Source organism: Oceanobacillus sojae (assembly GCF_900162665.1).
Classification (GTDB): domain Bacteria; phylum Bacillota; class Bacilli; order Bacillales; family Amphibacillaceae; genus Oceanobacillus; species Oceanobacillus sojae_A.
This window is the reverse complement of record NZ_LT727812.1, coordinates 345,295-358,411: the sequence shown is the minus strand read 5'-3', so window position 1 is coordinate 358,411 and position 13,117 is coordinate 345,295. Positions and strand designations below refer to the sequence as shown.

Here is a 13,117-nt window from a genome sequence, read left to right as displayed (position 1 = left end):
AGGAGGAATGATTTAATGGTAGAGAAAAGACTTTGGCATGATCGTTATCCTGAAGATATACCGATAACAATGGAATATGAAAAGTGTCCTTTATATCAATATTTAATTGATGCTTCCCATCAATACGGAGAAAAGAAAGCGCTTTATTTTATGGGGAAGGAAATGACCTATAAAGCGCTTTATGAAGAAGCAAAAAAATTAGCAAATTACCTGCAATCTATTGGCATTCGTAAAGGAGACAGGGTGTCTATCTTTTTGCCGAATACACCTCAGGCTGTAATTAGTTACTATGGTATTTTAATGACAGGTGCTATCGCTGTGCCGACGAACCCGCTTTATAAAGAAAGAGAGCTAATCTTTCAAATGAATGATTCACAGGCAAGAGCAATTATTTGTTTAGATATTTTATTTCCTCGTGTGAATAGTGTTCGAAATCATACTCCCTTAGAGCATGTCATTGTAACGGGTATTAAGGACTATCTTCCATTTCCTAAAAACGTAATTTATCCTTTTATACAAAAACGGGAATACAATATGGTTGTTAAAGTCGAGCCTGGTAATGATACGCATGTATGGAAGAAAATAATGGAACAGTCAGTGGCTGATTATTTAGAATCGTCCATTGATCCTATGGAAGACCTTGCTCTCTTGCAATATACCGGAGGGACCACAGGAAATCCAAAGGGAGTTATGCTTACTCATTATAATCTGAGCTCGAACGTACAAATGTGTGAAACCTGGCTTTCGGGAAGCGTAAAAAAAGACAGTCAGGATTCCGTTGTTGGTATTCTTCCCTTTTTTCACGTATACGGAATGACTGCTGTTATGAACTATGCGATAAAAAAAGCAGCAAAAATTATTCTTATACCTAAATTTGATGCAGGTGATTTATTAAAGGTCATTGATAAACAAAAACCAAACCTTTTCCCTGGAGCTCCAACCATTTATATCGGTCTTTTAAACCATCCTGATATAAAAAAATATGATCTATCCTCCATCGAAGCATGTATTAGCGGCTCAGCTCCTTTACCAATTGAAATTCAGGAACGTTTTGAAAGTATTACCGGGGGAAAGCTTGTTGAAGGATATGGATTGACTGAATCTTCTCCTGTAACACATGCAAATTTTGTATATGCAGAACGTATAAATGGCAGTATCGGGGTTCCGTGGCCGGATACGGATGCGAAGATTGTTCAAATGAGCGGCGAGAGCATGGAAGAGCTTTCAGCAGGTGAGATAGGGGAAATCGCAGTTAAAGGACCCCAAATTATGAAGGGATATTGGAATAATGAAGATGAGACGGCAAATAGCCTGAAGGATGGATGGCTATTAACCGGAGATTTAGGTTATGTGGATGAAAGAGGTTATTTTTATGTGGTCGACAGGAAGAAGGACATGATTATCGCCGGCGGTTTTAATATTTATCCGAGAGAAATCGAAGAAGTATTGTATGAGCATGAAGCTATTCAGGAAGCTGTAGTGGCAGGTGTACCAGATCCATACCGGGGCGAAACTGTAAAAGCCTATATCGTTCTGAAAGAGGGAGCGAACCTGACAGAAGAAGAATTAAATGCGTATGCGAGGGAACATCTGGCAAGCTATAAAGTACCGAGGATTTATGAATTTCGTGATGAATTACCGAAAACGGCGGTCGGGAAAATCTTAAGAAGAAAGCTGATAGACGAAGAGAAACAGAAACAGGAAGCAGCATCTGTTTGAGCCTCGTGCTCTTTTTTCTTTTTAGAGGAAGTTCAAAAACTCCAATAAAAATGATAAAGCGAAACAGCTTTTCATTGACATGGAACTATAAGGATTGTATATTAAAAATATGAATGACTATTCACTCATTTTTAATATATATTCAAGGAGAAAATCATGAATAACCAAAAGCCAAAATATCATCAAATTATTGAAGCTGCTGTAAAAGTAATTGCTGAAAACGGATACCATGGGTCACAGGTTTCGAAAATAGCTAAGGAAGCCAATGTTGCTGACGGTACAATTTATTTATATTTTAAAAACAAGGAGCATATTCTTGTATCGCTGTTTGAAGAGAAAATGGGAGAGTTTATTGAACGGATAGCTAAAGCAATTGAAGGCAGTGAGTCCGCCCCGGATCAGTTATATACATTAATTGAAATGCATTTCAAACAGCTGTCTTCAGATTATTATTTAGCAATCGTAACACAATTGGAATTGAGACAATCAAATATTTCTCTAAGACTGCAAATTAATCAGGTTTTGAAGCCTTATTTGAAAGTGATTGATGGTATTATCCAAAGAGGAATCAGACAGCATCAATTTAGGGAAGATCTAAATATGCCTTTAGTAAGGCAAATGATTTTCGGAACGCTTGATGAAATTGTGACAAATTGGGTGATGAAGGAACAGAAGTACAGTCTTGTTGACATGGTGCCTGAGGTTCACAATATGCTGGTCAGTGCGTTAGCTTCTAAATAAGCAATTAAATATAAAAAGGAGTGGAAGCCTTGTCCATTATTGATTTAAAAGTAGCAGAGAAAGTTGCCTATTTAACGATTAAAAGCCCTCCTGCAAATGCGTTGTCTTCAAAAATCATTGCAAAGCTGGATGAGCTGTTAACACAGATTGAAGAAGAAGGTGCGGCTAAAGTTGTTGTATTGCAGGGAGAAGGCAAATTTTTCTCAGCGGGTGCAGATATTAAGGAATTTACATCTCTGCAGGAAGCGTCTGAGTATGAAACCTTAGCGAGAAATGGTCAGGATATTTTTAACAAGGTAGAGCATTTTCCTCTTCCTGTCATTGCTGCTATACATGGCGCAGCGCTAGGCGGAGGTTTGGAGCTGGCTATGGCCTGTCATATAAGATATGCAGCTGTTAATGCTAAGATTGGTCTTCCGGAAATGAATTTAGGTATTATCCCCGGATTTGCAGGAACGCAGCGGTTACCGCGTTATGTAGGGAATGCCAGAGCATATGAAATGATTTTAACCGGTGAGACAATTTCCGGGAAACAAGCCGAGGCGTGGGGATTGGTTAACCGTACATTTGAAGAAGAGGACCTTGAAAAAGAAGTTCGGAAATTAGCTGGTAAAATTGCAGCAAAAAGCAAGCCGGGTATTAACCGGATTATGAAGCTGATCCCATATGCAAATACAAGCCAATTTGAAGAAGGAGTGAAACAGGAAGCCAGTTTGTTTGGTGAAATTTTTGGCTCTGATGATGCTAAAGAAGGTGTAAGCGCTTTTATAGAAAAGAGAGCAGCTAACTTTCAAGATAAATAGATTTTAGTTTGTTAGGAGGAAAAAAGAATGAATATTTATGTATTATTGAAGAAAACATTTGATACAGAAGAAAAAATTGCTGTTCAAGGCGGCAGAATTGAAGATGATGGTGCAGAATTTATCATTAATCCTTATGATGAATATGCAATTGAAGAAGCAATCGTACAAAGAGATACACATGGCGGCGAAATAACTGTTGTCACTATTGGTGATGAGGATTCTGAAAAACAGCTCCGGACAGCACTTGCAATGGGAGCAGATAAAGCCGTTCTTATTAATACAGAAGAAGATTTAGAAGAGGGAGATCAATTTACTACCGCAAAAATTTTAGAGGCTTATTTTAAAGATAAAGATGCCGATTTAATTTTAGCTGGAAATGTTGCCATTGATGAGGCAAGCGGTCAGGTTGGTCCAAGGCTTGCAGAGCTGATTGGTATACCTTATGTAACAACTATAACCAGCCTGTCCATAGATGGAGCTGACGTATCGATTGAAAAGGATGTCGAAGGGGATGTGGAGGTTATTGAAACAAGCCTGCCTTTATTAGTTACTTGTCAGCAAGGTTTAAATGATCCGCGCTATCCATCCTTACCGGGAATTATGAAAGCAAAGAAAAAACCGCTTGAGGAATTAGAAATCGATGACTTAGATCTGGATGAAGATGATGTGGAAGCAAAAACAAAAACAATTGATATTTATCTGCCGCCGGAAAAAGAAGCCGGTAAGGTGTTAGAGGGAGAGATAGAGGAGCAGGTGAGGGAGCTTGTGTCCTTGTTGAAAAATGACAAAAAAGTACTTTAACAGGATGTTCAAAAAGTCCAATAAAAATGACACTGCGAATTTCTACGTTGACGATTTTTTCCAATACTCACGTATTTAAAAACATACGCTCCGTTTGGAAAAAGCCCGTCGCCTTGAACTTCTTGGTCCTTTTCATCGAACTTTTTGAACACATAATTTAATGCAGCTGATAGTGAAAGGGGATAATAACAATGAGTGACAAGTTACTAGTAATTGGTGAGGTAAGAGACAATGATATAAGAAATGTTTCCTTCGAGGCAATTGCAGCAGCGAGACAAATTAATGCTGATGCTGAAATCGTAGGGGTTTTGCTCAGTGACAATGATTTGGCAAATGCAGGAGAAGAATTTATTGCTTATGGAGCTGACAGTGTGATAACGGTAACACATGACAATTTGAAAAACTATACGTCAGAAGGATATGGACAGGCGGTGTTGGAGATTATTGATGAGTTATCTCCAAACGGAATTGTTATGGGACACACTTCAATAGGAAAGGATTTAACACCAAAAATTGCGAGCCGTTTATCAGCCGGGCTTATCTCGGATGTTGTAGATATTGAAAATGATGGAGGAGAAACTGTTTATATCCGCCCTATTTATTCCGGGAAGGCATTTGAAAAGAAAGCATTTGAAGATGATTTCACATTTGTAACTATTCGGCCAAATAATATACCTGCACTTGAAAAGGATGCATCAAGGTCCGGTGATGTAACAGCCAAGGATGTAGATATTAAAGATTTACGTACGATTGTTAAAGAAGTTGTGCGTAAAGCCTCTGAAGGTGTGGATCTTTCAGAAGCCGACGTAATTGTAGCAGGCGGACGGGGCGTAAAAAGTGCAGAAGGTTTTAAGCCGCTTTATGAGCTTGCGGACGTATTAGGCGGTGCTGTGGGTGCTTCCCGCGGAGCTTGTGATGCAGACTATTGTGACTATGCGCTGCAAATTGGGCAGACTGGAAAAGTAGTAACGCCTGATTTATATATTGCTGTAGGTATTTCCGGTGCGATTCAGCATTTAGCAGGAATGTCTAACTCAAAAGTGATTGTTGCTATTAACAAAGACCCTGAGTCAAACATCTTTAATGTTGCTGATTATGGAATTGTAGGCGATTTATTTGAAGTAATTCCGCTGCTTATTGAAGAAATTAAAAAAGTAAAAGCATAAATCCGAACTAAAATATATAGCCGGATATCGGTAACTCAGTTCAAGAATGGAAAAGGTCTGTGAAAAGTAACGTGCCACAGGCCTTTTAAAGCTCATTATAGATTCATCGAGCAAACTATTAGGAAGTATACTTATACGGTGATATACTCATACTAAGCTTATTATAAGCTGTATGTTGTTTTAAGGAGGTAAAAATAATGACAATTAAAAATGTAACGGATCAAAACTTTACAGAAGAGACAGCAGAAGGTCTTGTTCTTGTTGATTTTTGGGCACCATGGTGCGGGCCTTGTAAAATGATTGCTCCTGTATTAGAAGAAATTGATGGAGAAATGGAAGAAAAAGTACAAATCGTCAAATTAGATGTTGATGAAAACCAGGAAACAGCAGGAAAATTTGGTGTAATGAGTATCCCGACACTTCTTTTATTTAAAGATGGTGAAGTTGTAGACCAGGTTATTGGTTTTCAACCTAAAGAGGCATTAACTGATATCATTAATAAACATGCCTAATATAGTAAAGTTTTTGTTTTGCTGTCATAATAAAATATGATGGCAGAGCAAAATCTTTTGTTATTTATTAGAAAAAAGAGAATCCCTTTGTCATCAAGCAGATGAGAAGGGATTTTCTGATGTAAAAAGGGCTGGTAATATATGAATAATGAAGCAATTGAAAAAAAACTGTCTATTCTTCCAATGCAGCCCGGCTGTTATCTGATGAAGGACAGGCATGGAACAATTATTTATGTAGGGAAATCTAAAAAACTCAGAAATCGTGTACGCTCCTATTTTCGTGGAGCAAATGACCGGAAAACACAGCGTTTAGTACAAGAGATTGCCGATTTTGAATATATGGTAACATCCTCAGAGATAGAAGCTCTCATTTTAGAAATGAATTTAATAAAAAAATATGATCCTAAATATAATGTGATGCTGAAGGATGATAAATCATATCCATATTTAAAAATTACATCTGAGCGGCACCCGCGATTAATTATCACAAGGCAGCTGAAAAAAGACAAGGGAAAATATTTTGGTCCTTATCCGAACGTTATAGCAGCAAGAGAAACAAAAAAGCTTCTTGACCGGATATATCCGCTTAGGAAATGTAATAATCCTCCAGGGAGACCGTGTCTTTATTATCATATGGGCCAATGCTTAGCCTGTGGCAAAAATCCGCCTTCTAAAGAGGTTTATCAAGAAATCGTTCAAGAAATAACTTCTTTTTTACATGGCGGGTTTAAAGATATTCGTAACCGTTTGACAAAAGAAATGACGGAAGCCAGTGAAGTGTTAAATTTTGAAAGAGCAAAAGAACTCAGAGATACAATTCAATACATTGATGCGACCATGGAGCAGCAAAAAATGACTGCGAACGATCTGGTAAACAGAGATGTTTTTGGATACAGTTATGATAAAGGCTGGATGTGTGTACAGGTCTTTTTTATCCGGCAAGGAAAATTGATTGAACGCGATGTCAGTGTATTTCCGTTTTACGATGATGCAGCAGAAACGATAATCAGTTTTATCGCACGATTTTACTTACATGAAAACCATTTGAAACCTAAGCAGGTACTTGTTCCTATCGGCATCGACGATGAAATACTGGAAAAATTGCTTGAAATCAATGTTCACACACCACTTCGCGGACGCAAAAAAGAAATGGTAGAATTAGCTTGTGAAAATGCAAAAATTGCTTTGAATGAAAAATTCCAATTAATTGAGCGTGATGAAGAAAGAACATTTCAAGCGGTAGAGGATTTAGGCAAATACTTAAATATTGAGATTCCGCATCGAATTGAAGCGTTTGATAATTCTAATATTCAGGGGTCAGACCCAGTGTCAGCAATGATTGTTTTCGAGGACGGAAAACCAAATAAAAAGGAATACCGGAAGTACAAAATCAGGGATGTTAAAGGTCCGGATGACTATGATACAATGCGTGAAGTTATACGGCGCCGTTATTCAAGAGTACTTCGTGAAGAGCTTCCTTTACCCGATTTGATTATTGTGGATGGCGGTAAAGGGCAGATGTCAGCGGCAACAGATGTATTAGAGAATGAGCTTGGTTTAAGTATTCCGCTTGCTGGTCTTGCTAAGGATGACCGGCATAAAACAAGTGAATTATTATATGGTAATCCGCCAGAAATCATTCCTTTACAACGTCAGTCACAGGCTTTTTATTTAGTACAGCGAATACAGGATGAGGTACACCGTTTTGCAATTACTTTCCACAGACAATTACGGGGGAAAGGATTGTTTCAATCAGAGCTTGATCGTATTCCAGGGGTTGGTGAAAAACGGCGTGTTCTTCTGTTAACACATTTTAAATCAATAGAAGAAATAAAGAATGCGTCTTTAGAGGAAATGCGAAAAATTGGTATACCAAAAAATATTGCAACAGAAATTATCGGGCATTTAAAAGAACAGGACAAAGAAAAAAACGATCGTGAAATGGAATAAATTTCGCGATCGTTTTTTTACAGCAAAATAATTTGGTTGGTGGCTGAACAGACGCAGCTTTCCAGATAAATTTAAAAAAGCTGTCAATCTTGTATATAAACTGTAAATTCAATTTGCTTCAGGCGGTGATGTACAGATTCAAGACATTCACAATCCACACCTTCTAACTGCTGGATTACTTCTGCTATGATTCCGGCTTCTAATCGAAAATCAGTTTCAATATTTGAATTTAATTTAGTTACAATAGCATCCGACAAAAGGTAAAATGTTTTTACTTTCTTCTTGTCTTTTGCGAGATCCAGTGAGCCCAGGCCCATTTTTTCAAAAAATAAACTTAAATCTTCAAGACTGCTAAATTCGAATTTCCGTGCTAAATTTCTTCCTAAAAAATAAAGCAGTGTATCTTTTTCTTCCCCAAATAATTCTGGCAAGCCAATATAGCGTAAAATATCATATCCCGCCCCATCGCTATATAATTGCTCTAATTCATTTACATCTAATTTTTGATTACCGTCGTACTTTGACACCACTTTCATCCTTTCCTACACGTCGCGTTCATGTTAAATGTCTAAGGTTATTATCTATTGTCATCTATTAATTAGCAAGTATTGCTACTAATTTTTTAATATTTTCACAGGATGTTTGAAAGACTATTATCACTCGCGGACACAAGCGAAGTTAATTATCTCTATTATAATAACATTACCTGCGATTTTTCTAAATCTTTTTCTGAGAATCGGGGATCTTTGATTGCATTCCTGTGTGAAAAATAGCATTTTTATTTAAGCAGAGATAATATCCTGACAGTTTTCCCGGCATTAAAATTATTTCGATTTATAGTGCATTGCTTTCTTTAAGAAGGTGGTTGGGAATTCTTGACGCTTTACCTTGTAAGAAGTACAATATATATGTTATTGAATGTACTATAAAGAATATATTTTTACATTGTTGTAAAAGCGCTTTATTTTTTGTAGTCTACATATTTTAAGGCAATACGTTTTAAAGGGGGGTAAACATGGCAGAGCAACGTGAGTTCTTCTTTAGAAGACTACATTCGTTACTGGGAGTTGTACCGATTGGTATTTTCTTAGTACAACATTTATTTGTCAATCATTTTGCTGTGTACGGAGAAGAAGAGTTTAATAAGGCAGCTGGATTTATGGCTGGATTACCATTTGTATTGGTGATAGAGACACTTGTAATCTATCTACCAATCTTATTCCATGCGGTTCTCGGGGTGTATATCGTATTTACATCTAGATACAGCACACGCCGCTATGGATTCTTCCGTAACTGGATGTTCGCATTACAGCGTTTTACCGGGATTTATCTTGTGATTTTTATTGCATGGCATATCTGGGAAACGCGCGTACAAGTCGGTCTGGGACATGCAGATGTAGACTATAGTCTGATGGAAGGCATCCTATCGAGTACACCGATGTTTATATTCTATCTTTTAGGGGTAATTTCAGCGGTGTTCCATTTTGCTAATGGGTTATGGAGTTTCCTGGTAACCTGGGGAATCACACAAACACCAAAATCACAGCGTGTTTCAACGTATTTTTGTCTGATCGTATTCTTAGTAGTCAGCTATTTAGGGGTAAGATCATTAATCACATTTGCATATGGCGTTTAATGATAATGAAATGAAAGAAGGAGTGAGCTAACGAATGAGTAATCGAAAAGTTGCTGTTGTCGGCGGCGGTTTAGCCGGTTTAATGGCTACTATTAAAGCTGCCGAAGCAGGCGTCAGTGTAGACTTGTTTTCTATTGTTCCTGTAAAACGCTCTCACTCTGTATGTGCACAAGGCGGTATCAATGGAGCTGTTAATACAAAAGGTGAGGGAGATTCACCATATTTGCATTTTGACGATACAGTTTATGGCGGTGATTTTCTAGCCAATCAGCCGCAGGTAAAAGCAATGTGTGATGCTGCACCGGGTATTATACATATGTTTGACCGTATGGGAGTTATGTTCAACCGTACGCCGGAAGGATTATTAGATTTCCGACGTTTTGGCGGTACTCAGATGCACCGTACTGCATATGCAGGAGCGACGACAGGACAGCAATTATTATATGCCTTGGATGAGCAGGTCCGCCGTTATGAAGTGGAAGGACTTGTAACTAAATTTGAAAGCTGGGAATTCCTTGAAGCAGTTATTGACGAGAACGGTGTAGGTAAAGGAATTGTGGCTCAAAATGTAAAAACACATGAAATTAAAGCATTTCGTTCAGATGCAACCATCTTTGCTACAGGAGGACCTGGAATCATCTTCGGTAAATCTACCAACTCTATGATTAACACAGGATCTGCAGCAAGTAAGCTCTATCTGCAGGGTGCAAAATATGCAAATGGAGAATTTATTCAAATTCATCCGACTGCCATTCCTGGTGACGATAAACTCCGGTTAATGAGTGAATCAGCACGTGGTGAAGGCGGTCGTGTCTGGACTTATAAAGACGGAGAGCCTTGGTACTTCTTAGAGGAGAAATATCCTGCCTATGGAAATCTTGTTCCAAGGGATATCGCGACCCGTGAAATTTTTGATGTCTGTGTAAATCAAAAACTGGGTATCAATGGAGAAAATATGGTTTATCTGGATTTATCTCATAAAGATGCTAAGGAGCTGGATATTAAGCTTGGAGGTATTATTGAGATTTACGAGAAATTTGTCGGTGAGGACCCTCGTAAGGTTCCAATGAAAATTTTCCCTGCTGTTCACTATTCTATGGGTGGCTTATGGGTTGATGAAAAACAAATGACAAGCATCCCCGGAATTTTTGCTGCTGGTGAGTGTGACTATTCTCAGCATGGCGGAAACCGTTTAGGTGCGAATTCTCTGTTATCTGCAATCTATGGCGGCATGGTGGCCGGACCTAATGCTATTGAATATATTGACGGTTTGGATGAACATGTGGAAGAACTTTCAGATGAACTCTATCAATCCCGCGAAGAAGCAGAGCAAAAAGATTTTGATAAGCTTATGAATATGCAGGGAACGGAGAATGCATATCAAATCCACAAAGAGCTTGGAGAGTGGATGACAGATAATGTAACGGTTGTTCGTGAAAATGAAAAACTGTTGCAAACAGATAAGAAAATTGTCGAATTAATGGAACGCTGGGAAAATATTAATATTAATGATACATCCCGCTGGAGTAATCAGGGAGTTATGTTTACCCGTCAATTAAAACATATGCTTCAATTAGCACGTGTCATTACAATTGGTGCATATAATCGTAATGAAAGCCGCGGTGCCCATTATAAACCTGAATTCCCAGAGCGTAATGATGAGGACTGGTTAAGAACCACTATAGCCGAATACGATGCTAAAAATAATGAGCCTGTATTCAGTTATGAAGAAGTGGATGTTTCTCTAATTCCGCCTCGAAAACGTGATTATACAACCAAACATTAGAAAGGAGTAAATGAAATGGCTGAACAAAGTAAAGTTACCTTTATCATAACTAGACAAGACGGCCCGGATGCTGCTCCTTATGAGGAAACATTTGAGGTTCCTTACAGACAGAATATGAATGTTATTTCTGCTTTAATGGAAATCCGAAAAAATCCTGTAAATAGTAAAGGAGAGCAAACTACCCCGGTCATGTGGGATATGAACTGTTTGGAGGAGGTTTGTGGCGCCTGCTCAATGGTTATTAATGGAACTGCAAGACAGTCATGTGCAGCATTGGTTGATCAGCTGGAGCAGCCAATCCGTTTAGAGCCGATGTCTACATTTCCGATTGTCCGTGATCTTATCGTGGACCGTGAACGCATGTTTGATGCGTTAAAACAGGTGAAAGCATGGATTCCAATTGATGGAACATACGATTTAGGTCCAGGACCAAGAATGCCGGAGAACAAACGTCAATGGGCATATGAATTATCTAAATGTATGACATGCGGTGTTTGCCTGGAAGCTTGTCCGAATGTAAATGACAGTTCGAATTTCATTGGTCCTGCTGCTATTTCGCAGGCGCGTTTATTTAACGCTCATCCAACTGGAGAAATGAATGCCAGCGAGCGTTTAAACGGTTTAATGGAAGATGGAGGAATTGACGGCTGTGGAAACTCTCAAAACTGTGTACAGGTTTGTCCAAAAGGTATTCCGTTGACGACTTCTATCGCGGCAATGAACCGCGCTACAAATATCCAGGCTTTCAAAAACTTCTTTGGAAGTGACACAGCACTTTAATAAAAGATTATGATTAAGCGCAATAGAAAAACCCTAACCATTCTGGTCAGGGTTTTTCTTAAATAGATAATGTGTATAAAATATGTACAAGAGAGGTAATTATGTATGAGCCGTATTTCTTATATTGAAGATTTTACAGCCTGGGAGCAGGATTTTTCTTTTTATGTTCCAATATCTGTCCGGTTTTCTGAAACAGATATGTATGGCCATGTAAATAATGTTTCTCCGTTTATTTATTTTGAAGAAGCACGCATTGCCTATTTAAATCGTTTAGGATTCTTATCAAAGGATATGCGGCAGAAAGATGGAGTCATTGTCGCTGATTTACAGTGTAATTACCTGAAGGAGCTTTATTTTGGAGACAATATTCAAGTGTATGTTAAAACAGCATCTGTAGGCACTACCTCTTTTGATATTCATTATAAAGTGGTAAAGGAAGAGGAAGTTGTTCTGACAGCGAGGGGCAGGCTGGTTTATATTGATACTCAGAAGAAAGCTCCAAAGAAATTATCAGATGAAATGAAGCAAAAATTACTTGCTAAATAACGGTAGGGACTGATTGTCCTATATATTAACAAAGAAATAAATATCGTGCGTTATAGCATGTAGATTCTGATGGATAACAGTGTCAGAATACCGAATAAGAAAATAAAAAGTCTGAGCTTACCTTTCCGAAGCTCAGACTTAAATAGCGCCTTCATACAGTTTACGTTTTTCCTGTAAGGAATGATGATAAAGAATACGTTTGAATGGTAAGCGCAGATGCTGCGAAATTCCAGCAATAAACGTAGGCATTGTATGGAGTTCAAAATAAAAGTTAAATAAAAAAGGAAATAAATGTACTTTTGATCTCGAACAATACCCTGTTTATCGCTTACTTTTTTTCGTTTGATTACAGCTTTAATTCACCCATACGAAGCAATTCAACAACAGCCTGTGAACGGCCTTTTACCCCTAGTTTTTGCATCGCGTTCGAAATGTGGTTCCTCACAGTTTTTTCTGAGATGAATAGCTCTTGGGCAATCTCTTTTGTTGTTTTATCTTGTACCAATAGTTCAAACACTTCTTTCTCGCGTTTGGTCAGTAGCTGCTTCGGTTTATACCCATTATCCTTCAAATGTTACCCCCTCCTTGCTTTATAGAACTGCATCATGAAGGGAATTTATTTAGTCGATATAGCTTATGAAGGCTGAAACAAAAGAGTGCGTACATTTTGAAAAGGA

General features: G+C 38.1%; 13 protein-coding genes. 11 read left to right on the top strand and 2 right to left on the bottom strand.

All coding sequences use genetic code 11. The annotated features are described in order from the left end of the window. Positions 1 to 15 precede the first annotated feature (15 nt). The 7 genes from BN1068_RS12635 to uvrC all read left to right on the top strand — a co-directional run bounded on the left by BN1068_RS12635 (position 16) and on the right by uvrC (position 7,692). Positions 16 to 1,719: a long-chain-fatty-acid--CoA ligase gene (locus BN1068_RS12635; protein WP_077603211.1), complete on the top strand. Its 1,704-nt coding sequence runs from the start codon at positions 16 to 18 to the stop codon at positions 1,717 to 1,719. Positions 1,720 to 1,875: 156 nt separating this feature from the next. Beyond that, complete coding sequence (locus tag BN1068_RS12630) at positions 1,876 to 2,460, top strand: fatty acid metabolism transcriptional regulator FadR (protein WP_077603210.1); 585 nt, start codon at positions 1,876 to 1,878, stop codon at positions 2,458 to 2,460. A 29-nt stretch (positions 2,461 to 2,489) separates the two neighbouring features. Continuing rightward, positions 2,490 to 3,263 carry an enoyl-CoA hydratase gene (locus tag BN1068_RS12625; protein WP_077603209.1) on the top strand — a complete coding sequence of 258 codons (774 nt, stop codon included), beginning with the start codon at positions 2,490 to 2,492 and terminating at the stop codon, positions 3,261 to 3,263. Positions 3,264 to 3,290: 27 nt separating this feature from the next. Beyond that, positions 3,291 to 4,064 carry an electron transfer flavoprotein subunit beta/FixA family protein gene (locus BN1068_RS12620; RefSeq protein ID WP_077603208.1) on the top strand — a complete coding sequence of 258 codons (774 nt, stop codon included), beginning with the start codon at positions 3,291 to 3,293 and terminating at the stop codon, positions 4,062 to 4,064. 191 nt (positions 4,065 to 4,255) lie between these two features. Then, positions 4,256 to 5,230 (top strand): electron transfer flavoprotein subunit alpha/FixB family protein, encoded by a 975-nt coding sequence (locus BN1068_RS12615; RefSeq protein WP_077603207.1) that lies wholly within the window; start codon positions 4,256 to 4,258, stop codon positions 5,228 to 5,230. Between the two features lie 197 nt (positions 5,231 to 5,427). Continuing rightward, entirely contained in the window at positions 5,428 to 5,742 is a 315-nt protein-coding gene (gene trxA, locus BN1068_RS12610; RefSeq protein WP_077603206.1) for a thioredoxin, read from the top strand. Between the two features lie 141 nt (positions 5,743 to 5,883). Further along, a complete protein-coding gene (uvrC, locus tag BN1068_RS12605) occupies positions 5,884 to 7,692 on the top strand; it encodes an excinuclease ABC subunit UvrC (protein ID WP_077603205.1) in 1,809 nt (602 codons plus the stop codon). A gap of 83 nt (positions 7,693 to 7,775) precedes the next feature. Here uvrC and BN1068_RS12600 read toward each other — a convergent pair whose 3' ends face one another. Then, complete coding sequence (locus BN1068_RS12600; RefSeq protein WP_254846768.1) at positions 7,776 to 8,219, bottom strand: DUF2507 domain-containing protein; 444 nt, start codon at positions 8,217 to 8,219, stop codon at positions 7,776 to 7,778. Between the two features lie 488 nt (positions 8,220 to 8,707). Here BN1068_RS12600 and BN1068_RS12595 point away from each other — a divergent pair, with 488 nt between their 5' ends. From BN1068_RS12595 to BN1068_RS12580, 4 genes are all read left to right on the top strand, one after another. Next, positions 8,708 to 9,328, top strand: a complete 621-nt coding sequence (locus BN1068_RS12595) for a succinate dehydrogenase cytochrome b558 subunit (protein ID WP_077603203.1) — start codon at positions 8,708 to 8,710, stop codon at positions 9,326 to 9,328. Positions 9,329 to 9,362: 34 nt separating this feature from the next. After that, complete coding sequence (gene sdhA, locus BN1068_RS12590; RefSeq protein WP_077603202.1) at positions 9,363 to 11,114, top strand: succinate dehydrogenase flavoprotein subunit; 1,752 nt, start codon at positions 9,363 to 9,365, stop codon at positions 11,112 to 11,114. Positions 11,115 to 11,129: 15 nt separating this feature from the next. Then, complete coding sequence (gene sdhB, locus BN1068_RS12585) at positions 11,130 to 11,894, top strand: succinate dehydrogenase iron-sulfur subunit (protein WP_077603201.1); 765 nt, start codon at positions 11,130 to 11,132, stop codon at positions 11,892 to 11,894. Between the two features lie 105 nt (positions 11,895 to 11,999). After that, positions 12,000 to 12,440 carry an acyl-CoA thioesterase gene (locus BN1068_RS12580; protein ID WP_077603200.1) on the top strand — a complete coding sequence of 147 codons (441 nt, stop codon included), beginning with the start codon at positions 12,000 to 12,002 and terminating at the stop codon, positions 12,438 to 12,440. Between the two features lie 346 nt (positions 12,441 to 12,786). Here the strand turns inward: BN1068_RS12580 and BN1068_RS12575 are convergent, their stop codons facing one another. Continuing rightward, entirely contained in the window at positions 12,787 to 13,011 is a 225-nt protein-coding gene (locus tag BN1068_RS12575; protein WP_040981732.1) for a helix-turn-helix domain-containing protein, read from the bottom strand. Between the last annotated feature and the right edge of the window lie 106 nt (positions 13,012 to 13,117).

What these genes read in the sequence shown, in the direction of transcription:
- BN1068_RS12635 (WP_077603211.1), top strand. Translation starts at nt 16, where the DNA reads ATGGTAGAGAAAAGACTTTGGCATGATCGTTATCCTGAAGATATACCG.
- BN1068_RS12630 (WP_077603210.1), top strand. Translation starts at nt 1,876, where the DNA reads ATGAATAACCAAAAGCCAAAATATCATCAAATTATTGAAGCTGCTGTA.
- BN1068_RS12620 (WP_077603208.1), top strand. Translation starts at nt 3,291, where the DNA reads ATGAATATTTATGTATTATTGAAGAAAACATTTGATACAGAAGAAAAA.
- BN1068_RS12615 (WP_077603207.1), top strand. Translation starts at nt 4,256, where the DNA reads ATGAGTGACAAGTTACTAGTAATTGGTGAGGTAAGAGACAATGATATA.
- trxA (WP_077603206.1), top strand. Translation starts at nt 5,428, where the DNA reads ATGACAATTAAAAATGTAACGGATCAAAACTTTACAGAAGAGACAGCA.
- uvrC (WP_077603205.1), top strand. Translation starts at nt 5,884, where the DNA reads ATGAATAATGAAGCAATTGAAAAAAAACTGTCTATTCTTCCAATGCAG.
- BN1068_RS12595 (WP_077603203.1), top strand. Translation starts at nt 8,708, where the DNA reads ATGGCAGAGCAACGTGAGTTCTTCTTTAGAAGACTACATTCGTTACTG.
- sdhA (WP_077603202.1), top strand. Translation starts at nt 9,363, where the DNA reads ATGAGTAATCGAAAAGTTGCTGTTGTCGGCGGCGGTTTAGCCGGTTTA.
- sdhB (WP_077603201.1), top strand. Translation starts at nt 11,130, where the DNA reads ATGGCTGAACAAAGTAAAGTTACCTTTATCATAACTAGACAAGACGGC.
- BN1068_RS12580 (WP_077603200.1), top strand. Translation starts at nt 12,000, where the DNA reads ATGAGCCGTATTTCTTATATTGAAGATTTTACAGCCTGGGAGCAGGAT.